The organism is Ruegeria sp. CDSC051 (assembly GCF_059610665.1).
Map to the genome: position 1 here is coordinate 96226 of NZ_JBXWOC010000006.1, position 24445 is coordinate 120670.

Here is a 24445-nt window from a genome sequence, read left to right on the forward strand (position 1 = left end):
GTGTTCAATCCGGCGCACCGGACAGTGCGTCATCCATCGTTGGGTAAAGCTTGAACACTGTGTCCATGCGGGTAAGACGAAACACCTTTTCCACAAAAGGCTGAAGACCTGCCAGATCCAGGCGCCGTTCAGCCCCGAGTTGTTTCATGGCGGCGACAATGGCGCCCAAACCACTGGAATCGATAAATTCGACGCCGCTGAGGTCCAGAACCACACGCACAGACCCACCTTCGGTTTCCGTGCGCATGTTTTCTTTGAACTGAATGGCCATTGCGGCATCAATCCGGTTGGATTGTACTGTAATTATTTGAATATTGTTGGTCGTAGTACTGGACAGGCCCATACGTGACGGTCCTTTAACTGAAATCGCTCGTAGAAATACGCTAGACGGGAATTCTTACCATTCGGTATCCATTGAATGACAAGAATTTAGGAGCGCCCAGATGAAGCAAGTTGTAATCGCCGGAGCAGCACGTACCCCGATGGGTGGATTTCAAGGAATGTTCGATGGTGTTTCTGCCGCCGATCTGGGTGGAGCCGCGATCCGGGCCGCGCTGCAGGGTGCCGGTGCTGAAACGGTTGACGAAGTGCTGATGGGCTGCGTTCTGCCAGCCGGTCAGGGTCAGGCCCCTGCACGTCAGGCTGGGTTTGCAGCCGGTTTGGGCCAAGAGGTCCCGGCCACGACGCTCAACAAGATGTGCGGATCAGGGATGAAGGCTGCGATGATGGCCTTCGATCAGATCGCATTGGGCCATGCCAACACAATGATCGCAGGCGGGATGGAGAGTATGACGAACGCGCCCTACCTGTTGCCCAATATGCGTGAGGGTGCGCGCTTGGGGCACGCTCAGGTCGTCGACCACATGTTTCTGGACGGGCTGGAGGACGCCTACGACAAAGGTCGTCTGATGGGCACTTTCGCAGAAGACTGTGCCGAGGCGTTCCAGTTCACCCGCGAAGCGCAGGACGAGTACGCCCTGCAGTCCCTATCCAACGCGCTGGCCGCGCAGGACAGCGGCGCGTTCGACGGTGAAATCACTCCGGTAACCGTCCGCACAAGGAAAGGCGAGGTCACGCAGTCCGCGGACGAGCAGCCGAAAACCGCCCGCCCGGAAAAGATACCTTCGCTGAAACCGGCTTTTCGCAAAGGTGGAACGGTGACGGCGGCCAACGCGTCGTCGATCTCTGATGGGGCGGCAGCTCTGGTTCTGGCATCAGCTGAAGCCGCCGAAGCGCAAGGCCTCTCGGTTCGGGCGCGCATTCTGGGTCATTCCAGCCATGCGCAGGCTCCGGGATTGTTCACGACTGCGCCAGTTCCCGCTGCGCAAAAGCTTTTGGCCAAAATCGGCTGGTCCAATGATGATGTGGATCTGTGGGAGGTAAACGAAGCCTTTGCCGTGGTGCCGATGGCATTCATGCATGAGATGGGTCTGACGCGTGACAAGGTAAATGTGAATGGTGGTGCATGCGCCCTGGGTCATCCTATCGGCGCTTCGGGGGCGCGTATCATGGTCACCCTGCTGAACGCGTTGGAAAAGCGGGATCTGAAACGCGGCGTGGCGGCGATCTGCATCGGTGGTGGAGAGGGCACTGCAATCGCGATTGAGCGCGTTTGACGCGGGGCCGATTCCACCATAGGTCCGGTGCTGTAGAACCTGTTTACAAGATCACTGACCGGACCCGCCCCCCCCATGACCGTTGATTACGATACGCTGACCAAGACAATCGTCGCCCTAACCGCAGGCGAGACAGATCAAGTTGCTCTGATGGCGACAATCGCCTGTGAAGTTCATCACGCCGATGATCGGTTTGACTGGACGGGGTTCTATCGCGTAACAGATCCGGGCATTTTGAAAATAGGCCCCTATCAGGGTGGTCACGGGTGTCTGGTTATTCCCTTCGGGCGCGGTGTCTGTGGTGCCGCGGCGCGGACCGGAAAGGTACAGTTGGTGGCGGATGTGCATGCGTTTCCAGGTCACATCGCCTGCGCCTCGTCTACGCAGTCCGAACTGGTGCTTCCGGTGCGCAATGCCTCGGGCGAGGTCATCGCGGTTTTTGACATCGACAGTGACCAGCCGGATGCGTTCACGGATGAGGACGCAGAAAAGCTGTCTGCCATATTGTCAAAGGCGTTTTCGGGCGAGTTAAGAGGGGCCTGACGCAAAATCGGCCCGTCTGTTAGACTGGAATGGACACTAATTGCGGCTGGCCAAGGCATGATCCCGGACCAATTCACCACAGAGCGGCTTGCCGTCTGCCACTGGCAAGTGGAAGTCTCTGAAGCTGGTCGCCTTTCAGCGTTGACGGCCGAGTTGGCAGCCGTTCTGACACCAGCGGTTCTTGAGCCCCTGCCGCCTTCGATGCAGGTCGAAGAAACGCCCAGCGGGATGACCGACTGGATCGCGGCACGCAAGACCGAAAGCGATGTTCTTCTTGTTCGGCTAAGGCAAAATAATCAGCTGATCGGACTGCTGATACTGGCCTCAGAACCCGAAGATCAGGCCGCACCAGCCATCCACCTTGGATATCTGTTTGCCGAACGAGCCTGGGGCTGTGGCTATGCAACCGAACTTGTGTCCGGCTTTATCGCGGCCTGCGGCACGAGCCGCGCCATTCGGGTTTTGGCTGGGGTCGAGCACAGCAATCCCGCCTCTGCCCGTGTGCTACAGAAATCGGGGTTCACGCGATCCTCAGCTCACTCCACCGACGATACCGATATGTATGTCTGCGACATTTCCTAGATCCCATCGGGATCTTACGTGGCCTGCGGATCAAGCCAACTACAGAATGTCAGGCAGAATTTCCGTGATTAGGAAATATGCCAGCCCGACCTGGGTCGCAAAGATCGCAAACAGCGACAGGGAAAACCGGCCTTTTCGGGACTTGTGATTGAAAATCCAACGCCCGACCAGGGCACCGGGACTGCCGCCCAGTGCAGCCAGCCACAATAGCCTGCGTTCCGAAACCCGGCTTTTTCTGCGTCTGGCGCGCAGTTTGTCCCAGGCAAAGGCCAGCAAAGTCAGGCCGTTGATGACCCACAGGTATATAACCGCAATCCACATAGCTGACGGATAGCTAAATGCGTCGATTTTCCCAAGTGAAAAAATGCTTGGAATTTTCACCGATTCGCGGCATCGTGAAAAACACGAGGAAAATTTCACCAGATATCGGAGAGTTCGGTGAACAGCCAAGCCCCCCACAGTGCAACGCTCGGAGCCGACATTCGCGCATTGCGTAAGGCGCGTGGGTTGACGCTGACCGAGATCGCAGAGCGGTTGAACCGGTCGGTCGGATGGCTCAGCCAGGTTGAACGCGACAAGTCCGAACCGTCAATTTCAGACCTGCGTCAGATCGCGGAATGTCTGGGTGTACCGATGTCCATGCTGTTCGCCCATTCTGCCGCCCCCGCCAATGAACAAGGCTATGTCGTGCGCGCCGGGTCGCGCCGCCCTATGGGGTCGGGCGAAGAAGGTCTGATCGAGGAACTGCTGTCACCCGATCTGACTGACGATTTTGAGATGGTGCATTCCACCTTTAAGCCGCATTCCAAGATGCAGAACCCGGCGGACCGCCCCACGCAAGAGGTTGGCTATGTGATTTCCGGTCAGTTGAATCTGACCATCGGCGCGCAAAGCTTTTCGGTTGGGCCCGGTGACAGTTTTCGGATCAAGAACGAACCCTATATTTGGGCGAACCCTCATGATGAGCCTGCTGTGGTCATCTGGGTCATCGCACCTCCGGTGTACTGATGAGTTTCGAGGCCTGGACCATATTCGCGCTGTTCTGGGTGGTGTTTGTAACCACACCGGGGCCTAACGCGGTGAACTGTATCTCGAACGGGATGAGCCTGCCCTTCGCAAAAGCGATGCTGGGTGTCTTGGCGATCCTGACCCAAGCCAGCGCCTTTTTGGTTTTGTCGGCGCTTGGGGTGACGGCCTTGATCGCGGCCTCACCCACCGGATTCTTCATCGCCAAGCTGGTGGGCGCAGGGTTTCTGATCTGGCTGGGTGTCCGAGGCTGGAAGGCTGCAGCAAATCCCGCCCCTATTTCTGAACGCCCTGCACGGCATGTCTATCTGCACGCGCTGGCCGTCGCGACAATCAACCCCAAAAGCGTCGCGGGTTATCTTGCTGCATTCTCGCAATTCGTGCAGCCGGATGTGCCGATCTGGGAGCAAATGTTGGTCATCATGCCAACGGCGCTGATCATCACAACGCTCAGCTACATCGGGTTCACTCTTCTAGGTGCGCTTATGGGGCGGGCCGCGCTGGGGGCCGTGTTCAACATCTGGGTGCGCCGGGTCATGGCCACCTGTTTCATCATTTATGGCGTGTTGCTGGGCACCACCAGCGCGCCAGCAGCAAGGGGATAAGCGAAATGCATACAGGTTCCTGTCTGTGCGGCTCGGTTGCGTTCAAGATCGAAGGCGATCTTCCTGCCGCCTCGGCCTGCCATTGCGGTCAATGCCGCAAACAGTCGGGTCATGTCTGGGCCTCGACCTCGGCCCATCAAGACGACATCACCTTCACCGCCAGCGATACGCTGAGCTGGTTTCGTGCTTCCGACATCGCCCGACGGGGATTTTGCAACGCCTGCGGCTCTTACCTGTTCTGGCAGCATAAGGACGAAGACCGGATTGCCATTGCTATGGGGGCGCTGGATGCACCCACCGGACTGACCCTCGCCCGCCATATCTTTGTGGCGGACAAGGGAGATTACTACGACATCACGGACGATCTGCCTCAAGAGGCACAGTAACAGGGACTGAAAGACATGAGTGATTTTCCGACAAAAGCCCGCGTGGTTATCATCGGTGGCGGCGTGGTGGGCACCTCGTCGCTGTATCATCTGGCCAAAAAGGGCTGGAGCGATTGCGTTCTGCTGGAAAAGAACGAGCTGACGGCGGGCTCGACCTGGCATGCGGCGGGCAATGTGCCAACCTTCTCGACCTCGTGGGCGATCATGAACATGCAGCGCTATTCGACCGAGCTCTATGCCCGTCTGGGGGAAGAGGTCGATTACCCGATGAACTATCACCAGTCCGGATCGATCCGTCTGGCCCATTCGAAAGAACGGATACAGGAGTTTGAGCGGGCGCTGGCGATGGGCCGCTACCAGGGCATCGAGATGGAGATGTGGACAGCCGAACAGGCCAAGGAACACTATCCGTTCCTTGAAACCCATGATCTTGAGGGCGTTCTGTATGACCCCACCGATGGCGATATTGATCCGGCGCAGCTGACCCAGGCGCTGGCAAAGGGCGCGCGCGACATGGGTGCTAAGATCATCCGTTTCTGCCCGGCCACCGGCGTGACGCAGCACGAAGACGGCAGCTGGACTGTCCACACGGATCAGGGTGACATCGCCTGTGACTATGTGGTCAACGCCGCCGGGTATTATGCGCAGCGCGTGGGCGAATGGTTCAAGCCTTTTGGCGGTCGCACCGTCCCGGCCATGGTGATGAGCCATCAGTATTTGCTGACCGACGAAGTGCCAGAAGTTGAAGAATGGTCAAAAGCAAATGGTGGTAAGAAACTGCCGCTGCTGCGCGACGTGGATATCTCGTACTACCTGCGGCAAGAAAAACACGGGTTCAACCTTGGTCCCTATGAGCCGAACTGCAAGGGCCATTGGATGACCGAAGACGATCCGATGCCCGAGGATTTCAGCTTTCAACTGTGGAATGACGATCTGGACCGGATCGAAGACATCGTCACCGACGCGATGGAGCGGGTGCCGCTGATGGCGACCTCGGGCGTGGGCCGGGTGATCAATGGCCCGATCCCCTATGCGCCCGACGGGCTGCCACTGATCGGGCCGATGCCGGGTGTGAAAAACGCCTTTGAAGCCCACACCTTTACCTTTGGCATCGCGCAGGGCGGGGGTGCCGGCAAGGTGCTGGCCGAATGGATCGTCGATGGCGCAACCGAGTGGGACATGTGGGCCGTCGATCCGCGCCGTTACACCGATTACACCGATCAGGATTACTGCAACCAGAAGGGGCTTGAGGTCTATGGCAACGAATACGCCATGCATTTCCCGCACCATGAATGGCCCGCCGCGCGCGACAAAAAGCTGTCGCCTGTCCACACCAAGGTCAAGGAATTGGGCGGCGTGATGGGGCCCTATAACGGCTGGGAACGCGCCAACTGGTTTGCGCAACCGGGCGACGATACCTCTGAAGAAGCGACCCATACCTGGGGCCGTTCGGGGCCATGGGAGAAGCGGATCAAGGAAGAGTGCGAGGCTGTCCGTGATCATTGCGGCGTATTGGACTTGCCCGGATTTTCGCGTTTCATCGTAAAAGGTGAGGGTGCCGCCGAGGCGCTGCGGTCGCTGGTCACCGGCGGTTTGCCCAAGGTGGGTCGCATCAACCTGGTCTATATCTCAGATGGTCGCGGCCGGATCCTGACCGAAATGTCTTGTATCCGCCTCGGCGATGACGAGTTCGTCATGATCACGGCCGCTACAGCGCAATGGCATGACCGCGATATCCTGACCGAGGCAATGCCCACTGGCGTCACCGTCGAAGATGTCACCACCACTCGTGACACGCTGATCGTGACAGGTCCAAAATCGCGCGACATTCTGGCGGGGCTGAGCGATGCGGACCTGTCCAGCGGCTGGCTGACCCATCAATCCGCCACCGTCGCAGGCCAGCCCGCCTTCCTGATCCGCGTCTCGTTTGCAGGAGAACTTGGCTGGGAGGTTCACGCGCTGAACGACCATATGCCCCCGATCTATGGAGCGATCCTTGACGCTGGTGCCAAACCGTTCGGGATGTACGCCCTGAACTCTCTGCGCATCGAAAAGGGTTATCGGGCTTGGAAAGGCGATCTGTCCACTGATTACTCTCTGTTGGAAGGCGGGTTGGAACGGTTCGTCAAACTTGACAAACCGCAGGACTTCCCCGGCAAGGCCGCGATCCTGAACGAAAAGCAGCAGGGCGTGAAAAAGGTGTTTGCCACTATGTTGGTTGAGGCAGGTGACGCGGATGCGCCCTACATGTCCTGTATCTGGCACAACGGCGAGATCGTTGGCGAAACCACCTCGGGCGCTTGGGGGTATCGCGTTGGCCAATCCATTGCGCTGGGCATGATCCGTCCCGAATTGGCGGTGGCAGGAACCGAGCTTGAAATCGAAATCTTCGGTGAAAAGCGACGCGCCGTGGTACAGGACGATAAACCGCTCTGGGATCCAGAAAACGAGCGGCTGCGCGCCTGATCGCCCGAAGGAGACCTGCATGAGCACGCGTTATTCAAAACTGGGGCCCGGAGAGGGCCTCAATTATAACTGGGAAAATGACCACACATTTGTGAAGGTTTCGACCCGGGATACTGATGGCGCCTATACGCTCATGGAAGACAATCTGAAGGCCAGCTTTGCGCTTGGCCTTCATCGCCATGAAACCCATGCCGAAAGCTTCTATTTTCTGGAAGGCGAAGTGGATTTCTATGTTGATGGCGACTGGCATCGCTGTGGGCCGGGCAGCACGATGCATGTGCCGCCCGGCGTGCCGCATGCCTGCCGCGTTGCTGGAAATGCACCTGCTAAGATGCCGATGATTTTCCAGCCTGCCGGTTTTGACGGATTCCTTGCTGAGCTGGCCAAGATGACCGAGGCGGACTTCGCCGATGAGGCGAAAATGGCCAAATTGAACGCGCGGTATGACATTGTCCCGATGGGCTCTGTGCCGCCTCATCCCGATGACGAGGTTTGATCATGACACTGCCTAAAACGATGTCCGGTGTATTCCTGACCTGTCACGGCGGGCCCGAGGCGCTGGAATGGCGTGACGATATACCCGTCCCAACCCCTGCGCCGGGGCAGGTTCTGGTCCGTGTGGCCGCAGCCGGGGTGAACAACACCGATATCAACACCCGTATCGGCTGGTATTCCTCGGACGTGACCGGCGCCACAGATGCCGTGGATCAAGAGGTCGAAGCCGGAGGCTGGGGCGGCGCGTTGAACTTCCCGCGCATTCAGGGCGGTGACCTTTGCGGCATCGTCGGGGTCGCGGGGCCCGAGACCGGGTTCACCCCGGGCCAGCGCGTGACCTGTCCGATCAACCTGCCACGTCCGCGACCGGGCAACCCAACAGGCTTCATCGTGCTTGGGTCCGAGATTGACGGCGCCTTTGCGCAATATTGTCTGGTGCAGGCCGATGACCTTTACGATGTCAGCGCCTCACCCCTGTCCGATATTGAAATTGCCGCCATCCCCTGCGCCTTCGGAACTGCCGAGGCTTTGCTGACCCGATCCGGTGTGACTGCCGGGCAAAAAGTGCTGATCACCGGCGCATCAGGTGGCGTCGGCCTTGCCGCTGTGCAACTGGCGGCGCTGCGCGGTGCCTCGGTTTGGGGCGTGACCGGTGCGGCCAAGGCCGAAGCGGTGAAAAGCCAGGGCGCGACTGCCACGTTCAACCGGGATGCGTCGCTGCCCACCGACATGTTCGACGTGGTCATTGACGTAGTGGGCGGGCCTGCATGGGCTGACCTGATCCTGGCGCTGAAACCGGGCGGTCACTATGCCGTTGCGGGTGCGATTGCTGGCCCGATTGTTCAAGCCGATCTGCGGGATATCTATCTGCGCGACATTACCATTCACGGCAGCACCCATCAGCCGTTCGAAGTCTTCGGTCGCCTGGTCGAACTGATGAATGCGGGGCGGATCAAGCCCCTGATTTCAAAAACCTATCCGCTGAAAGACATTGCGACGGCGCAAGAGGACTTTCAGTCAAAAACGTTTCCGGGAAAACTGGTTCTGGTTCCCTGAGGAGGTTCATCAATGGCAGACATAACCCTTCTGGATGGGTCTATCGGGCAGGAACTGGTCAAACGCAGCGGCGATGCGCCGACGCCTTTGTGGTCGACCCGGGTGATGATGGACCATCCCGAGTTGGTCGGGGATGTGCATGCGGATTATTTCTCACGCGGTGCGACTGTGGCCACGACAAATACCTATGCTGTTCACCGGTCGCGTCTGGACCGTGTCGGCTTGGGTGATCAGCTGCCAGATCTGATCGAGGCGGCCCTGTCGCAGGCCGAGCGTGCGCGCCCGGCGGGTAGGCGCATCGCTGGGGCTTTGGGTCCGCTTCTCGCCTCTTACCGGCCGGACCTGAATCCAGAGGTCGAAGAGGCGGCGGAGAAATTCACCGAACTGGTGGCGATGATGGCAGATCGCGTTGACCTGTTCCTGATCGAAACCGTGTCGTCGGTGCAAGAGGCCGAAGGCGCGTTGCGTGGAACGGAACAGGCAGACAAGCCGGTCTGGCTGGCGCTGTCCGTGATGGATGATGATGGGACGCGGCTGCGGTCGGGTGAGCCATTGTCGGGAATAGCATCTTTGGTTGATCGCTTTACGCCTGAGGCCGTGCTGATCAACTGCTCACGCCCCGAGGCAGTGCCCGCTGCGCTGAATATTATCGCCACTTTCGGGCGTCCGTTTGGGGCATATGCCAATGGCTTCACCGGGATTACCCAGGAATTTCTACAGGACGCCCCAACCGTCGATGCGCTGCAACAGCGCCACGACCTTGGGCCGGATGAATATGCTGATCAGGCGATGGGGTGGGTGGCGCAGGGTGCAACTATCATCGGCGGATGCTGCGAAGTCGGTCCCGATCACATTCAGCGACTGGCAGATCGGCTGTGCGCTGCTGGCCACAGCATCGTCTGAAGGGGGTAAAGATGCGGCAACGACCAGATAGCTTGACCGACAAGGCGCAGATACATTTCGATGTTCTGGTCGCGCCGGGCTATGTGCTGTTGGAGCTTGCCGCATTGATTGAGGTTCTGAGGCTGGCAAACCGCGTCTGCCCCAACCCGCCCTTCAGCTTTACCTATCGGTCTCTGAAAGGTGGGCCCGTTGCCAGCAGCAGCGATGCGACGGTCCAAACTGAACCTGTATCAACCCATCCCAAGGCGGATTATCTGTTTGTGATCGGAAATTCCGACCCTGACCACCCCGATCTGTCCATCGGACGGGTTGTATCGGACTATACGTTCCGAGGTGCTCAGGTCTTTTTGCTGGCCGAAGCTGCCAGCCGCTATATCGACGAATTCGGCTCCGCAGACATGGCGACCCATTGGGAAAACGCCTCTTTCCTGAGTGAACGCGGGGCCCGGTTCGAGGCGAAGCTGTCGATAGCCACAGAACAGGGCCAGGTCGTGACCTGCGCAGGGATGGAGGCGACAACCGATATTGCTTTGTCCGTGATCGGACGCCACATCTCAGGGCCTGCCAAGATGACGGTGGCCAATATCATGCTGCACGAAAACATCCGCGACTTTTCATCGATGCAGCCTTTCTCGGGGGCGCAACTGACAGCTACTGGGGACGCCAAGCTGGATCAATGTATCAAGCTGATGCAGGCCAATATCGAAGACCCCTTACCCATCCAGCAAATTGTCGAGGCGTTAAATCTTTCGAACCGATCGCTTGAGCGAAAATTCAAAGCTTTCTTTGGCACCAGTCCAAACGGTTTCTATCGCGAGATGCGGCTGGCGAAGGCTAACAACCTGCTGCTGAACACCACGATGAGCGTTCGGGAAATCGGTCTGGCCTGCGGCTTTCCGAACGGTTTCTCCTCGGTTTACAAAAGCTTTTTCGGGGTCACGCCCTTTGTTCTGAGACGCGAAAGACGGGCTGCGTCACATAGGTGAAAATCGCCCATAACATGACGCTTTTGGTGCATTTATTGTCGATCTTCCATGGCAACGTGCCCAAAACCTGATTCAGCGGAGACCTCAGGATGGTTGATCTTCCAAACAAAGCCCGAGTTGTCATCATCGGCGGCGGCGTCATCGGATGCTCGGTCGCCTATCATCTGACCAAGAAAGGTTGGAGTGATGTTGTGCTGCTTGAACGCAAGCAGTTGACCAGCGGCACCACATGGCATGCGGCGGGTCTGATCGCTCAGCTGCGGGCCTCGTCCAACATGACCAAACTGGCGAAATACACGCAGGAGCTTTACGGCGCGCTGGAAGAGGAAACCGGTGTGTCCACCGGGCTTAGGCGCTGTGGATCGATCACCGTGGCGTTGACCGAGGAACGCCGTGAAGAGATCTATCGCCTGGCCGCCATGGCCCGCGCCTTTGGCGTTGAGGTCGAAGAGATTTCCAATGAGCGCGTCAAGGAAATGTATCCGCATCTGAATGTCGAAGACGTCAAGGGCGCGGTCTATCTTCCGCTGGACGGGCAGGGTGACCCGGCCAATATCGCGCTGGCCCTGGCTAAGGGCGCGCGGCAACGCGGTGCCATTACCAAGGAACGGGTGAAGGTCACCGACATCACTAAACAAGGTCGCACTGTGACCGGTGTGGACTGGGTTGCCGATGACGGCAGCGCTTCGGGTCATATTGAATGCGACATGGTGGTGAACTGTGCCGGCATGTGGGGGCACGAGGTCGGCCGCATGGCCGGTGTGAACGTCCCGCTGCACGCCTGCGAACATTTCTACATCGTCACCGAAGGCATTGACGGGCTTTCGCAACTGCCGGTTCTGCGAGTGCCCGATGAATGCGCCTATTACAAGGAAGATGCCGGTAAAATCCTGCTGGGCGCGTTTGAGCCTAATGCCAAACCTTGGGCGATGAAGGGCATCCCGGACAGTTTCGAATTCGATCAGCTGCCCGAAGATTTTGATCATTTTGAGCCCATTCTAGAAGCGGCGTGTAACCGGATGCCGATGTTGGCCGAGGCGGGCATTCATACCTTTTTCAACGGCCCTGAATCCTTTACTCCGGATGACGCTTATCATCTGGGTCTCGCGCCCGAGATGGACAATGTCTGGGTCGCAGCGGGCTTCAACTCGATCGGCATTCAATCTGCGGGCGGTGCGGGCATGGCGCTGGCGGAATGGATGGATAGCGGCGAGAAACCGTTTGATCTGGGCGATGTGGATATCAGCCGGATGCAACCGTTTCAGGGCAATAAGCAATATCTGTTTGAGCGTTCGAAAGAGACGCTGGGCCTGCTCTATGCCGACCACTACCCCTATCGCCAGAAAGCCACTGCGCGCGGTGTTCGGCGCACCCCGTTCCATCACCATCTGAAAGAGCAGGGCGCGGTGTTTGGTGAACTGGCGGGCTGGGAGCGTGCAAACTGGTACGCAAATCCTGGGCAGGAGCGCGAATACCAGTACAGTTGGAAACGTCAGAATTGGTTCGAGAACTCAGCTGCTGAACACCGCGCGGTGCGCGAGAATGTGGGCATGTACGACATGTCTTCTTTTGGCAAGATTCGCGTTGAAGGACCGGATGCCGAGGCGTTCATGAACTATATCGGGGGCGGCGATTATTCGGTGCCGAACGGCAAGATCGTCTATACCCAGTTCCTGAACCGCACCGGCGGGATCGAGGCGGATGTGACGGTGACCCGTCTGACCGAGACCGCCTATCTGGTCGTGACCCCGGCGGCGACGCGGCTGGCGGATCAGACCTGGATGATGCGCCATGTGGGTAGCTTCAACGTGGTCATAACCGATGTAACCGCTGGCGAAGGCGTTTTGGCCGTGATGGGCCCCAATGCGCGCGCTTTGCTGGAAAAGGTCTCGCCGGCGGATTTCTCGAACGCGACCAACCCCTTTGGCACCGCACAAGAGATTGAGATTGGCATGGGCCTGGCCCGCGCTCATCGGGTGACCTATGTGGGCGAGCTGGGATGGGAGATCTACATGTCCGCCGATATGGCGGGCCATGTGTTCGAGACGCTGCATGAGGCCGGTCAGGACATGGACCTGAAACTCTGTGGCATGCACATGATGGACAGTTGCCGGATCGAAAAGGGCTTTCGCCATTTTGGTCATGACATCACGTGCGAGGACAACGTCGTGGATGCCGGGCTTGGTTTTGCGGTCAAGGTGGACAAAGGCTGTGACTTTATCGGGCGCGAGGCAGTGATTGCCCGCAAGGAAAGCGGGCCGAAAAGCCGCCTGGTTCAGTTCCGCCTGACCGACCCGGAACCGCTGTTGTTCCATAATGAACCGATCGTGCGGGACGGGGAATATGTCGGCTATCTCAGCTCGGGCAATTATGGTCATACTTTGGGTGGCGCTATCGGTATGGGCTATGTGCCCTGCGAGGGTGAGAAGGCGGCGGATGTTCTGGGGTCAACCTATGAGATCGACGTGTGCGGCGTGAAGGTAATGGCCGAGGCGTCGTTGAAACCGATGTACGATCCGAAATCCGAACGCGTCAAAGTGTAATCAAATTGTCGGAGCGCTGCGGCGCTCCGGCTTTGTTCTGGTCTCACATATCAAATATCCTGATGGGCCGCTTCACAGTTTTCGCGGTTCCCAAGCATGTCTGGATTACCGTAAAGACGACCGGTACCCCCCGGAGACCCGCAATGGCCAACGCAACACCCACACAGAATGCCGATACGCCAAAAGGCCTTGTTCTGGCGGTTACGGCCTATGTTTTGTGGGGGTTTTTGCCTTTATACATGAAGGCGATGGCCCATATCGCGCCGGTTGAGGTTGTGGCGCATCGTATCATCTGGTCGGTGCCTTTGGCCGGGCTATTGCTGATCACACTGGGCCGGACGCGGGATCTGAAGTCAGCTTTGCGCGATCCCAAGATGCTGGGCATGGCCTGTCTGACGGCTGCGTTGATATCGGTGAACTGGGCGATCTATGTCTGGGCCATAGCCAGTGGGCATGCGCTGGACGCAGCGCTGGGCTATTACATAAATCCGCTGTTCAGTATCGCGCTGGGCGCGGTGCTGCTGCGCGAACCTTTGAACCGGACGCAGCTGATTGCTGTTGGGTTGGCCGCAGCCGGGGTGGTGGTTCTTGTTGTAGAGGCCGGAAGCCTGCCTTGGGCGGCGCTGGGGCTTATGTTCAGCTGGGGGTTCTACGCCTTCTTCAAACGCTCGCTCCCCATCGGGCCAAATCAGGGGTTCTTGCTGGAAGTGCTGATCCTGCTGATCCCCGCATTGGTTTATGTGACTTGGCTGGGGATCAACGGGACGGGGCATTTCGGGCTGGTCGCAACCGACACCATGCTGCTGGCCGGGGCAGGGGTGGTGACCGCGGTGCCGTTGCTGATCTATGCCAATGGTGCCAAACTGGTGCGCCTGTCGACGATGGGCATCCTGCAATACATCGCGCCGACCATGATTTTTGTGACTGCCATCGCGGTTTTTGGAGAGCAGATTGACCGCGGCCGCATGATTGCGTTTCCGCTGATCTGGGCCGCACTTGTGGTCTACTCGATCCCGATGATCCGGCAGATACGGGCTCAGGCCTGACGCAACAATTCGGCGGCCTTCTGCGCCCAGATCGCATAGGCTTTGGGGCTGGGATGATAGCCGTCCGGTGCGGCCAGCGCCGGGTCATCGGGTAAATCGATGGACAGATGGCGGATTTGCGGGAAGCCGGTCGCAATCTGTTGCAGCCCTTGGTCCAGGCGGGCTGCCTGACGCCCCAGCACCCAGGCAAGCGGTTGCGGCAAGGCGGGAAACCGACCCATCTGGGGAACGGCCGTTACAATGACACGCCGGGCTCCAAGCTGGTCGGTGATCAGGTGCATCAGACGGGATTGGTGTTCGACAAACCGCTTTTTAGTGACGCCACGGGTGACGTCATTGACGCCAAGCGCCGTAATGGCGGCATCAAATTGATCTGTCAGACCCTCAAGGCGTTTCAGTGTATCCAGCGTTGTATGCCCTGTCGTAGCCTCGAGCCGCCATTCGACACTGTGGCTTTTTGCTAGTTGTGCGACCAACTGCCCGGACAAAGCCTGCGCCTGGGTGCCAGCGCCAACACCTGCTGCCGAGCTGTCGCCTGCGATTAGCAACCGCAAACGCGGGCCGCGCCCTTCACGGCCTTCGCGCGGCCCGGTCGGTTCGGGCAGGAACCGCGCCTTTCGTCGAACTGAAATCCCCTGTGCCGCCAATAGTGGCAACAGCGGTAGTCTCAGAAACTGATCAGCTCCGATCCGGGCAGGCTTGGTCAACCCAAAGCGTCCTTGAAATTGATAAAGCGAGGGTCTTTTGCCACGCGTGCCATCATCTCGGTGCGCAGGGCTGCAATGGTTTTAAGTGGGCGCATGACCACTTCGAACTTTTCGATCAAGCCTTCATCATTCAGTCGGATCAAGTCCACACCAACCGCATCCAGATCACCAACCTTGCACTGAAATTCCAGCGCCCAGTCTTTGCCTTCACCCATGATCCGACGATAGCTGAAGTCCGAGAATACCTGCCCAACATGCCCCAGCAGAGCCGCCACGGGTTCGCGCCCGGCCCAGGTGCTGTAGTAGGTCGGCGGCAGAAAACGCACGTCTTCGGCCAGAAACTCGTGAATCAGACTTTCATCGCCTTTTGTGATGACATCTTTTAGTTGTTCGATTGTCGGGTGCATGGTTTCTCCTCCGAGTTGTCGCATGATTTGCTGAACTATTCAGTTCAGGCAAGCACGACGTTGCGGGAGGTTGTCGCTTGCGATAGGCAGACCCGCATGAGCGAGACCTACGATCCCCCGAAAACACCGCTGGATGTGCTGCACGAAGATGCGCATCTGATTGTGGTGAACAAGCCCTCGGGGCTTTTGTCCGTACCGGGTCGAGGAGAGCATCTGGCCGATTGTCTGTTGACCCGTGTGCAGGCGGCGTTCCCGCAAGCCCTGCTTGTGCACAGGTTGGACCGCGACACTTCGGGCGTGATGGTTTTTGCCCAAACCCCTCATGCTCAGCGCAATCTGAGCATGCAGTTCGAACAGCGTCAAACTCGTAAGACCTATATTGCCCGCGTCTGGGGCATGGTAGAGTCAAAGACCGGAACTGTTGATCTGCCGTTGATTGTAGACTGGCCCAACAGGCCGCTGCAGATGGTGTGCCATGACACTGGCAAGCCTGCGGTGACGGATTGGCGCGTGGTCAAATATGAAGGCAACACTACCCGCATACGCCTGTTCCCGAAAACCGGGCGCTCGCACCAGCTGCGGGTTCACATGCTGGCGCTAGGGCATCCGATTTTGGGTGATCCGTTCTATGCAAAAGGTGAGGCACGGGCCTTCCCGCGCCTCATGCTGCATTCCGAGGAATTGCGGCTGAAAAGCCCCGATAGCGGGACGTCGATGAAGTTTCGCGCCAAGGCCGGGTTCTAGGCTCAGGCGGGGTTGGTCCAAAGCAGTTTGAGATTGCCCAGCGAAAACCGTCTGGTGCGTTTCTTTGGGGCGCAAGGCTGGCGGTTGGCCATGATCTCGCGTTCGATTTCAAAGGCGCGCAGGGTATGGTCCTGGGACCAGTGTCCCAGTTGCAGTGTCATCATTACGTGATTGTCGAGGCTGGGCATCAGTAATCTCCTGTGAATTGTTGAACCAGCATCCCACATCACTCCTGACAGCGCGTTGTCAGGGGGGTGTGCTAAGGTGTCAGCAGAGAAACCGGAGTTTGCCATGCGCCGTTCGTCCCGCCTGTTTGAAATCATCCAGATTCTGCGTGCCGCCGACGCTCCGGTTACTGCTGAGATGCTGGCGCAAAAGCTCGAAGTCTCGGTGCGCACGGTGTATCGCGACATCGCGGCACTGCAGGCCCAACGCACACCGATCGAGGGCGAAGCCGGCGTCGGGTATCTGATGCGGCGGGGCTATGACTTGCCACCACTGAACTTCGACGCTGAAGAGGTCGAGGCGCTTTGGGTCGGTCTGTCAATGCTGGCACGGACCGGCGACAGTACCCTGCAGGAAGCCGCCAAACGCATTTGCCGGAAAATAGAAGGCCTGCGCGCAAGTCCCGACTGGTTGCAGGTCGCGCCTTGGGGGGCTCCGGTTGATGATCCGGCCAAGGGCTGTATCCCGGTTGTGAATTACCGCGAAGCCATCCGGGACGAGCGCAAGCTTCGCCTCACATATGTCAGCTCGCAAGACGTTCGCTCCGAACGGGTCGTCCGTCCGGTTGCCCTGATCTATCACATCGAGTGCACGATGCTGGTTGCGTGGTGCGAATTGCGCAACGGTTTTCGCCATTTTCGGACCGATCGCGTCTGGGCCTGCGAAATGGTTGACGATCATTTCTGCGGCCAAGGGCAGCCGCTGCGGGAGATCTGGCAGGAGCAGAACCAATGGGGTTCCCCTGCCGAGGCCCATTGAACGGCGGGTATTCGCCGATATCACCTGATTGTTGCTTGAGCCTGCGGGGGGGCAGCGCGATATACTGTGCCAAATAATGGGACCCGGCAAACGGGCCTCTGAGCAGAAGGTGATATCATGACGATTTCCAAGCTTGTTGTTTCTGCTGGGCTTTGCTCGGCCTTGTTCTTGGCGGGCTGCACCGACCCCGGAACGCTGAACTTGCCCTCGGACCCCAACCAAAATACCAAACAGGGTGCGCTTTTGGGTGGGTTGGTTGGTGCCGGTGTCGGGGCCATTGCGAACGACTCGGATCCGCTTTTGGGTGCGCTGGCTGGTGGTGCAATCGGTGCAGCAGGTGGCGGCCTTATCGGCAATCAACTGGACCGTCAGGCGGCTGAGTTGCGCCAGCAGCTGGCAAATGATGGCATCACAATCGTCAATGCGGGCGACCGCCTGATTGTTACCGTCCCCAACGACATCACCTTTGACACCGACAGCTCGACCGTGCGGCCTGCATTGCGTTCTGATTTGGTCCGGGTGGGTCAGAATTTGGTGAGATATCCCAACTCGGCCGTTCAGGTCATTGGCCATACGGACAGTGATGGCGAAGCCTCTTATAATCAGGCCCTATCTGAGCGTCGGGCTAGGTCCGTGGCGGATGTTCTGCAAGCCAATGGTGTGAACGGGGCCCGTATCAGCACCATCGGTTTGGGTGAGAACCGACCTGCGGCCTCGAATCTCACACCCGAAGGGAAGGCGCGGAATCGTCGGGTTGATATCGAAATCATCCCCAACGGCAACACCTGATGTGATCGGGCACCGTCAAGGTGCCCGTTTTTGCACATTGACTGCGCGTCAAGTGGGCTTTGGCTGGCGGTGATCAGGGGCTACCTTCTGGAAAACGCCTGAACGGAGACCTTTTATGTCCGAACCGATCCTTCTGAGCCTGTCAGGTTCGCTGCGCCAAAATGCCACCAACCGAAAACTGCTTCGCGAGGCGGCGCGGCTGTTTGAGCCGGGCACTCATATCGAGGCTGACTTGAACTTGCCATTATATGACGGTGATCTTGAAGAAGGCGAAGGGGTTCCCGAGACCGTCCAGATTTTGGCGGATCAGATTGCCCGTTCGGATGCGGTCATCATTTCGACGCCGGAATATAATAAAGCGCCGTCAGGTGTGTTGAAGAATGCGCTGGACTGGGTCAGCCGCACCAAGGACAAGCCTTGGGCAGGCAAGCCGGTTGCGGTGATGTCTGCCGCTGCGGGCCGTGCCGGCGGGGAACGTGCACAGATGATACTGCGCAGCTATATGGTTCCGTTCCAGACGCGCATCTTGCAAGGGCCGGAAATTCATCTGGCCGACAGTTCGAACGAATTCGACGCGCAGGGCAAGCTGGTTAACGAACGCTATGAAAACGCCCTTCGGACCTTGATGAAGAACTTGCGGTCAGAGGCCGGTTTCTGAAACTGCCGGTTTGCTTGCCCGTATGGGGCAGGCCGCCTAATCTTGCGCTATGTCGATGGAAATTCAGACAGATGTGATGGACGCAGCCCGTGCTGGCGCGCTGCAGGTGGCGCTTGGGAAACAGGCAACTGCGAGGGGCGGCACTGAGTTGCCGCCGTTCTTTCATCACCTGTATTTCTGGACTCCGCAGCCACCCGGCCAACTTGGGCGCGACGGACATCCCAAAGTCGGGGGCCTGATCCCCGATATGGGCCTACCCCGCAGAATGTGGGCAGGCGGACGCTTGGAGTTTTTCGCGCCTCTAATAGCAGGTCAGTTAGCCGAACGGCGATCGCTATGTGAAAGTTCGAGTTCGAAATCGGGACGCACCGGCCCCTTGGGCTTTGTCACGTTGCGCCACGAGGTTTGGCAGGGCGGTGCGCTGCGCCTGACCGAATGGCAGGATCTGGTTTACCGCCAAGACCCCTCGGCGGATACGGTCACCCCTCCCGCACCACTGGCCAGGCAAGATGAAACCGAACATCGCGAGCTGTCCTTCGACAGCACGATGCTGTTTCGCTACTCGGCCCTGACATTTAACGGACACCGCATTCACTATGACATCGACTATGCTCGTGATGTCGAAGGATATCCCGGGCTGGTCGTGCATGGCCCGCTTTTGGCGCAGCACCTGATGTTGTTTGCGGAAGATGTGATGGGCCCATTGGCGCAGTTTTCTTTCCGCGCAACCTCGGCATTGATGCATTTCGAAACTGCGAGCCTGTGCCGGAGGAGCAATACCCTGTGGGTGCGTGCGGCAGACGGGCGCCAATGTATGATTGCCGAAGCCTCAGCCTAAATGTTTCTGCATGGTAATCGAGGTCGCCCGGGTGAACCCGGGATGCGCCGTTTCCGCCGTTTTGACAAAGCCCATCCGGGCAAAGGAGGCATGGTTTTCGACCAATTCGACCCGTGTCTTCAGTTCCAGCGTAGCAAAACCTATTTCAACCGCCCGCGCGGATGCCAGATCGACCAGACGCTGTGCCAGCCCCTGACCACGTCGGGTTTCGTCCACAGCCAGTTTGCTCAGATACAGGCTGTCCTGTTTGGGTGTCAGAAAGACGACCGCATCCGGGCGATTGCCTATGATCCAAACCTCGTGGTCGCGGGCCTGTTGCCGAAGCGTTTCCTCGGTCAGGCGATGCATTGACGAGGGCGGGTCTATACGCCCCTCCATGAATGCAAAGCTGTGGCGGATCAGGCGTAACACCTGTGGCAATATAGGATCGTCTGGTTGCAGGCGAACTGGGGTGTTGTCGAGGGAGGTCACAAAGAAGCCTCGGGTTGAAAATCTGCGGGGATTTCATCGCGCCCTTCAAGCACCAGTTCGGCCATGACTTCTGCCACTTTGGGCGCCATGCCAAAGCCGATCTTGAACCCTCCATTGGCGATGAATTCTCCGGCGTGCAGCGGATGTGCACCCAACATCGGCGCTCGGCTTTTGCTGCGGGGTCGGATCCCGGCCCAGCGTTCGATCACTTCGGCACCGTGCAGGACCGGAACCGCCCGCGTGGCCCGATCCAGGACATCATCCAGCGCCGCATCGGTGCTGGTTGGGTCGTCATAGTCCCGTTCCGAGGTCGATCCGATGGCCAATGTGCCATCCGCATGCGGGATAATGTGAACGGCATCTGCAAACAGCTGGGAGACGTCCCCGGCATCGAACCGCAGCAAAGCCGCCTGTCCCTTGACGCCATTGCCGACCGTTTTGCCAAAGGCGTCGTTCAGTTCTAGCAGGCCAGAAAGCCCGGTGGCGTGAATGATATGCCCTTGATTGGCCGCATCGGTTTTGACCTCAACCCCCATCACCGCCAGCGCCGAAACCAGTGCAGAACATGCCCGCCTTGGGTGCATCCGGGCGCTAAGCGTGTCGTGGATTACAAAGCCGGTGGGGCTGGGAGGGCACCACGACCCGACCTCATCCATTGCAACAACGCGCCATTCGGCCCGCCCCTGCCAAAGCTCTGCGGCGGTGACCGTACGTGCATGGGCCAGATCCAGCGTGCGGCTATCTGCGATGGGCTGTAGCCTTCCCAACCGGGCATATCCGGCTGAGACGCCTCCGGTCGCCTCAACCTGTTTCCAGAAGGGTTCGGCCATGATCAGGCTTTCGAATTGAAAAGCTTTCTTGGCATTCCAATTCTCGGGCACATGTGGTGCCAAAGCCCCGACCAAACCGCCACTGGATCCTGCACCGGGCCCAAAAGGGTCAATGATCTGAACTTTTGCGCCGCGTTTTGCACAGGCCCAGGCGATCGAAAGGCCAAAAATGCCCGCGCCTCGCACCGTCACATCGACCATTGCCATTCCCCTTGTCCTTGTTCAGTGTCGCGCCGCTTAGCTACAGGATTCCCCGATGGCAGACCAGCGCGCCGAACTGACTTGGAAAGACGGGCAGATACCCGTCTCGGACCGTTTCGACGACCCCTATTTCTCGTTGCAGAACGGGCTGGAGGAGACGCGGCATGTGTTTTTGGCGGGCAATGACCTGCCCGCGCGGTTTGCGCCGGGGTTTCACATTACCGAGCTCGGGTTTGGCACCGGCCTGAATATGCTGACCGTCTGGGCCGAATGGGAAAAGGCTGGCCAAACGACCCCGCTGACATTCACCAGTTTCGAAGCCTATCCAATGGCGCCAGACGACATGTCGCGCGCTCTGGCCGTCTTTCCTGAGTTGTCCCCTTGGGCCGACCGGTTCCTGTCCCAATGGCAGGGCGGTACCTGCGATCTGGGCACCCTGCGGCTTGAGGTTATCGAGGGCGACGCGCGGTCCACCCTGTCCGCATGGTCGGGGCAGGCGGATGCGTGGTTTCTGGATGGGTTTTCGCCTGCCAAAAACCCCGAGCTTTGGGGCGCAGAGCTGATGCAGCAGGTATCCGACCACACGGCGCCCAATGGAACCGCCGCCACCTATACCGCCGCTGGGTTCGTCCGGCGCGGGCTCCAAGACGCGGGGTTCAACGTCACCCGCGCGCCGGGCTATGGGCGCAAGCGTCACATGACGCGGGCGGTCAAGCCATGACCCAACAGAACAACACTCGCGCCGGTATCGCGCTGATGATCGCGGCGACTGTGGTTTTTGCGCTGCAGGACGGTATCTCGCGCCATCTGGCCGGGACTTATAACACCTATATGGTCGTGATGATCCGCTATTGGTTCTTCGCAGCATTTGTCGTCGCTCTGGCGCTACGTGCGCCCGGCGGTATCGCGGCCACGGCCCGCACCAGCCAGCTTGGGCTGCAGATCCTGCGCGGGGTGCTCTTGGCGGGGGAAATCTGCGTCGCAGTCTATGCCTTCACCATCCTGGGGCTGATCGAAAGCCAAGCCGTATTTATCTGTTACCCCCTGCTGGTGGCGGCGCTCAGCGGACCCGTTCTGGGTGAGAAGGTCGGCTGGCGTCGGTGGTCGGCTATCGGCGTGGGATGTATTGGTGTTCTGATCATTTTGCAGCCCGGGGTGGGAGTGTTCAATCCGTGGGCGGTGATCCCGTTGATCTCGGCCCTGATGTTTGCCGTCTATGGCCTGCTGACCCGCTATGCGGCGCGGCGCGACACTACCGCCACCAGTTTTTTCTGGACCGGCATCGCCGGGGCGGTTGCCATGACGGCCGTGGGCGTGTGGTTTTGGGAGCCTATGCAGGGCGGTGACTGGCTTTGGATGGGCCTGCTCTGCCTGACCGGAGTTCTGGGACATTGGTTGTTGATTAAGTGCTACGAAATGGCCGAGGCCAGCGCCGTTCAGCCCTTTGCCTATTTTCACCTGATGTGGAGCGCCATTCTGGGAATCTCGGTCTTTGGTGAAAGCTTGAGACCCGCGGTTGTTGCAGGGGCCACATTGGTTATTGCCGCCGGATTGTTCACCTTATGGCGCGAACGACGCCAGAGTTGACCCGATCAGTTCCTCGGAAAATGGCACCGGCAACGCCTGCTGCCCCAACCGTGCGCGATACACAGGCAGGCTTTCGGCGACGCGCATGACATAGTTGCGGGTCTCGCTGAAGGGTATGAATTCGATCCAGTCGACGATATCGGCCTCACCCCGGCGCGGGTCGCCATTGCGTTTCATCCACGAGATCGGCCTGCCCGGTCCGGCATTATACCCCGCCGCCATCATCACCACATTGCCGTTGAATTCTGCTGCCAGCTCGGACAGGTAATTCGCCCCCAATTTGGCGTTATATCGCCAGTCCGAAGTCAGTTTTCCGGTTTGGTGGCTGCTTAGAATGCCCATGTTCCGGGCCACAACTTTCGCCGTCGCGGGCATCACCTGCATAAGCCCGCGCGCGCCCGCGCCGCTGATGACAACCGGGTCAAACTCGCTTTCGCGCCGGGCGATTGCTAGCGTCATTTCTTTGGCCATGGGCAGGCCCAGATCTGCCACGGGATGAACCGGGTAATACGCGGCGGGCAGGACAACGCCGGTGGTCGCGGCGCGCTTGGCGATCATCACCGCCAGATGTGGTTCGTTCAGTTCGATGACCAGATCGCCCAGTTGGCTTGCCTGAACGGGGTCGAGCCCCTCAACCAGATGGGTCAGGAACCGCTCGGATAGGTTTGCCTCACCTGCGCGCAACAGCAATAGCCCCGCTTCCAGAACGCTGGAATCGGCAAACTCCGCTTGTTTCCAGTGCGGTGCCCTTCGCGGGTTTGCCAGATCGCTGTCGAAGGGGCGCCCTATCCGTTCGGCGGCAAGAAGCCCGTAGAACGAGGTCTGGTGATCAGCACCCATGGCATAGGCCTCATAAGCCTTTTCCGCATCCCCCTGCGCGGCATAGGCCCGACCTAGCCAATACCCGCCGCGTCCCTTGGAAATCGGTGACTGCACCGCGCCCGAGAAGTTTTGGAAATGCCGCACAGCCGTTGCCGGATCATTCAACCGACGCAGGGCAAGGAATCCGGAAAGCCATTCAAGATCGGCATAAGCATAGCCCATGTCCGGCGTCATATGGTGTCTAGAGGCAATCTTGTATGCGCGGCTCACATCACCGTTGCGCATCTCAAGCCGTGCCAGTCGGCGACGGCCCTCGGCCCATTTGCCTGGCTCGCCCAGAGCATCCGGGCTGGATGACCGCGCCAGCATCAGATCAATCGCGCTGTCATCCAGTTCCTTTTTATCTCGCCAGACAAAGCGGTCAAAGGCAAGCCCTGCCGATCCGGCCACGGATTCGGGAACCGCCCCTACTTTGGCATCAACACCCGGCGCACGTTTTTGCAATGCAATCCGCGCCTCGGCCAGCTTGCGCTGATCGTCATTCACCAATGGCAGCATTTGTCCTGCGCTGATCAGATGACCGTCCCACAGCATCCGGTCTAGCCGCGCCGCGTGGTGGGGTTTCAGCAATGTTTCAAAGTTCTCGATATAGTCTTTCTGCAGGCCCGATCCCATCGGCATCGTACGCCAGGCGGTTACGATATCCGCCTGCGCATCACCCTGCCGTCCCTTAGCCTTCAGCGCTACGGCGAAATTCAGCGCCCCTTCCGCCGTTTGTGGGGCAGTGCCGGCGTAGAATTTCAACACCCGGTCCGGGTCAGCCCCGGTAAAGGCGGGTTCGCTTTCGCGTCGTAACCATGCCAGCCCCGGCCAATCCGGCCTGCGGTTCAGAAATACCAGCACATCGCCCGAGCTTCCGAACCCCTCGCGCAGCCAATGCCATACGATGATGTCACGTGACACAGATCCGCGCGGGCCTGCCTCTTGCAGCGCGGCGTTCCAATCGCCCTTGCGCATTTCATACATGCCAGCGCGCAGATCGCCCACCGAGTCGGCTTGGGCCGGCCCGAAGGATGCCAGAATCACCGCTGTCAAAAGCGCCAGAACGCGTGTCATGCCTTGCATTTCCCAACCAACCAAGGATAGAGCCATTT

The 24445-nt window shown here is 59.0% G+C and carries 28 protein-coding genes; 20 read left to right on the forward strand and 8 right to left on the reverse strand.

From position 1 onward, the window contains the following. Positions 1–4: 4 nt before the first annotated feature. Positions 5–343 carry an STAS domain-containing protein gene (locus AC2FH0_RS15180; RefSeq protein WP_496703315.1) on the reverse strand — a complete coding sequence of 113 codons (339 nt, stop codon included), beginning with the start codon at positions 341–343 and terminating at the stop codon, positions 5–7. Between the two features lie 100 nt (positions 344–443). Here AC2FH0_RS15180 and AC2FH0_RS15185 point away from each other — a divergent pair, with 100 nt between their 5' ends. The 3 genes from AC2FH0_RS15185 (at position 444) to AC2FH0_RS15195 (ending at position 2741) form a co-directional block, all read left to right on the forward strand. Continuing rightward, the gene (locus AC2FH0_RS15185) at positions 444–1616 is read left to right on the forward strand and encodes a thiolase family protein (RefSeq protein WP_496789721.1); all 1173 of its coding nucleotides are present in this window, start codon (positions 444–446) and stop codon (positions 1614–1616) included. A 75-nt stretch (positions 1617–1691) separates the two neighbouring features. After that, a complete protein-coding gene (locus AC2FH0_RS15190; protein ID WP_271949692.1) occupies positions 1692–2159 on the forward strand; it encodes a GAF domain-containing protein in 468 nt (155 codons plus the stop codon). A 57-nt stretch (positions 2160–2216) separates the two neighbouring features. Beyond that, a complete protein-coding gene (locus AC2FH0_RS15195; RefSeq protein ID WP_496789723.1) occupies positions 2217–2741 on the forward strand; it encodes a GNAT family N-acetyltransferase in 525 nt (174 codons plus the stop codon). A 39-nt stretch (positions 2742–2780) separates the two neighbouring features. Here the strand turns inward: AC2FH0_RS15195 and AC2FH0_RS15200 are convergent, their stop codons facing one another. Further along, a complete protein-coding gene (locus AC2FH0_RS15200) occupies positions 2781–3062 on the reverse strand; it encodes a DUF1294 domain-containing protein (RefSeq protein WP_496789724.1) in 282 nt (93 codons plus the stop codon). A gap of 117 nt (positions 3063–3179) precedes the next feature. Here AC2FH0_RS15200 and AC2FH0_RS15205 point away from each other — a divergent pair, with 117 nt between their 5' ends. The 10 genes from AC2FH0_RS15205 (at position 3180) to rarD (ending at position 14253) form a co-directional block, all read left to right on the forward strand. Next, positions 3180–3749 (forward strand): helix-turn-helix domain-containing protein, encoded by a 570-nt coding sequence (locus AC2FH0_RS15205; protein ID WP_281973073.1) that lies wholly within the window; start codon positions 3180–3182, stop codon positions 3747–3749. Further along, positions 3749–4372 (forward strand): LysE family translocator, encoded by a 624-nt coding sequence (locus AC2FH0_RS15210; protein WP_281973074.1) that lies wholly within the window; start codon positions 3749–3751, stop codon positions 4370–4372. The genes AC2FH0_RS15205 and AC2FH0_RS15210 overlap by 1 nt, the downstream gene beginning before the upstream one ends. 5 nt (positions 4373–4377) lie before the next feature. Continuing rightward, positions 4378–4758 carry a GFA family protein gene (locus tag AC2FH0_RS15215; protein WP_142637055.1) on the forward strand — a complete coding sequence of 127 codons (381 nt, stop codon included), beginning with the start codon at positions 4378–4380 and terminating at the stop codon, positions 4756–4758. A gap of 15 nt (positions 4759–4773) precedes the next feature. Beyond that, complete coding sequence (locus AC2FH0_RS15220) at positions 4774–7224, forward strand: GcvT family protein (RefSeq protein WP_496789726.1); 2451 nt, start codon at positions 4774–4776, stop codon at positions 7222–7224. A 19-nt stretch (positions 7225–7243) separates the two neighbouring features. Beyond that, the gene (locus tag AC2FH0_RS15225) at positions 7244–7720 is read left to right on the forward strand and encodes a cupin domain-containing protein (RefSeq protein WP_496750388.1); all 477 of its coding nucleotides are present in this window, start codon (positions 7244–7246) and stop codon (positions 7718–7720) included. 2 nt (positions 7721–7722) lie between these two features. Further along, positions 7723–8775, forward strand: coding sequence for an alcohol dehydrogenase family protein (locus AC2FH0_RS15230; protein WP_496750390.1), 1053 nt, complete (start codon positions 7723–7725; stop codon positions 8773–8775). A gap of 12 nt (positions 8776–8787) precedes the next feature. Then, the gene (locus AC2FH0_RS15235) at positions 8788–9678 is read left to right on the forward strand and encodes a homocysteine S-methyltransferase family protein (protein ID WP_142637049.1); all 891 of its coding nucleotides are present in this window, start codon (positions 8788–8790) and stop codon (positions 9676–9678) included. Between the two features lie 11 nt (positions 9679–9689). Next, positions 9690–10664, forward strand: coding sequence for a GlxA family transcriptional regulator (locus AC2FH0_RS15240; RefSeq protein WP_496692502.1), 975 nt, complete (start codon positions 9690–9692; stop codon positions 10662–10664). Between the two features lie 89 nt (positions 10665–10753). Next, entirely contained in the window at positions 10754–13207 is a 2454-nt protein-coding gene (locus AC2FH0_RS15245) for a GcvT family protein (RefSeq protein WP_496750395.1), read from the forward strand. A 143-nt stretch (positions 13208–13350) separates the two neighbouring features. Then, complete coding sequence (gene rarD, locus AC2FH0_RS15250) at positions 13351–14253, forward strand: EamA family transporter RarD (protein WP_496789728.1); 903 nt, start codon at positions 13351–13353, stop codon at positions 14251–14253. Here the strand turns inward: rarD and AC2FH0_RS15255 are convergent. Beyond that, entirely contained in the window at positions 14244–14960 is a 717-nt protein-coding gene (locus AC2FH0_RS15255; RefSeq protein WP_496789729.1) for an SGNH/GDSL hydrolase family protein, read from the reverse strand. The genes rarD and AC2FH0_RS15255 overlap by 10 nt on opposite strands. After that, a complete protein-coding gene (locus AC2FH0_RS15260; RefSeq protein WP_142637264.1) occupies positions 14957–15367 on the reverse strand; it encodes a nuclear transport factor 2 family protein in 411 nt (136 codons plus the stop codon). Before AC2FH0_RS15260 ends, AC2FH0_RS15255 begins: the two co-directional genes overlap by 4 nt. Positions 15368–15427: 60 nt before the next feature. Here AC2FH0_RS15260 and AC2FH0_RS15265 point away from each other — a divergent pair, with 60 nt between their 5' ends. Beyond that, the gene (locus tag AC2FH0_RS15265; protein ID WP_496789731.1) at positions 15428–16111 is read left to right on the forward strand and encodes an RluA family pseudouridine synthase; all 684 of its coding nucleotides are present in this window, start codon (positions 15428–15430) and stop codon (positions 16109–16111) included. Between the two features lie 2 nt (positions 16112–16113). Here the strand turns inward: AC2FH0_RS15265 and AC2FH0_RS15270 are convergent, their stop codons facing one another. Next, entirely contained in the window at positions 16114–16299 is a 186-nt protein-coding gene (locus tag AC2FH0_RS15270) for a hypothetical protein (protein WP_496789732.1), read from the reverse strand. A 103-nt stretch (positions 16300–16402) separates the two neighbouring features. On the opposite strand from AC2FH0_RS15270, the gene AC2FH0_RS15275 reads away from it, so the two are divergent. The 4 genes from AC2FH0_RS15275 (at position 16403) to AC2FH0_RS15290 (ending at position 19380) form a co-directional block, all read left to right on the forward strand. Further along, on the forward strand, positions 16403–17095 hold the full coding sequence (locus AC2FH0_RS15275; protein ID WP_271949714.1) for a helix-turn-helix transcriptional regulator: 693 nt from the start codon (positions 16403–16405) through the stop codon (positions 17093–17095). 117 nt (positions 17096–17212) lie between these two features. Beyond that, positions 17213–17884 (forward strand): YiaD family glycine zipper/OmpA-like lipoprotein, encoded by a 672-nt coding sequence (locus AC2FH0_RS15280; protein WP_142637036.1) that lies wholly within the window; start codon positions 17213–17215, stop codon positions 17882–17884. A 115-nt stretch (positions 17885–17999) separates the two neighbouring features. Further along, the gene (locus AC2FH0_RS15285; protein ID WP_496786842.1) at positions 18000–18542 is read left to right on the forward strand and encodes an NADPH-dependent FMN reductase; all 543 of its coding nucleotides are present in this window, start codon (positions 18000–18002) and stop codon (positions 18540–18542) included. Between the two features lie 49 nt (positions 18543–18591). After that, on the forward strand, positions 18592–19380 hold the full coding sequence (locus AC2FH0_RS15290; RefSeq protein ID WP_496789733.1) for an HTD2 family dehydratase: 789 nt from the start codon (positions 18592–18594) through the stop codon (positions 19378–19380). On the opposite strand, the gene AC2FH0_RS15295 is transcribed toward AC2FH0_RS15290, so the two are convergent. Continuing rightward, the gene (locus AC2FH0_RS15295; protein WP_496692494.1) at positions 19372–19851 is read right to left on the reverse strand and encodes a GNAT family N-acetyltransferase; all 480 of its coding nucleotides are present in this window, start codon (positions 19849–19851) and stop codon (positions 19372–19374) included. The two genes, AC2FH0_RS15290 and AC2FH0_RS15295, sit on opposite strands and share 9 nt — an antisense overlap. After that, positions 19848–20888, reverse strand: a complete 1041-nt coding sequence (locus AC2FH0_RS15300) for an NAD(P)/FAD-dependent oxidoreductase (RefSeq protein WP_496692493.1) — start codon at positions 20886–20888, stop codon at positions 19848–19850. The genes AC2FH0_RS15295 and AC2FH0_RS15300 overlap by 4 nt, the downstream gene beginning before the upstream one ends. Positions 20889–20937: 49 nt before the next feature. On the opposite strand from AC2FH0_RS15300, the gene mnmC2 reads away from it, so the two are divergent. Then, positions 20938–21603 (forward strand): tRNA (5-methylaminomethyl-2-thiouridine)(34)-methyltransferase MnmC2, encoded by a 666-nt coding sequence (gene mnmC2, locus AC2FH0_RS15305; protein WP_496692492.1) that lies wholly within the window; start codon positions 20938–20940, stop codon positions 21601–21603. Then, entirely contained in the window at positions 21600–22469 is an 870-nt protein-coding gene (locus AC2FH0_RS15310; RefSeq protein WP_281973084.1) for a DMT family transporter, read from the forward strand. The genes mnmC2 and AC2FH0_RS15310 overlap by 4 nt, the downstream gene beginning before the upstream one ends. Here the strand turns inward: AC2FH0_RS15310 and AC2FH0_RS15315 are convergent. After that, complete coding sequence (locus AC2FH0_RS15315) at positions 22443–24407, reverse strand: lytic transglycosylase domain-containing protein (RefSeq protein WP_496692575.1); 1965 nt, start codon at positions 24405–24407, stop codon at positions 22443–22445. The genes AC2FH0_RS15310 and AC2FH0_RS15315 overlap by 27 nt on opposite strands. Positions 24408–24445: the final 38 nt, after the last annotated feature.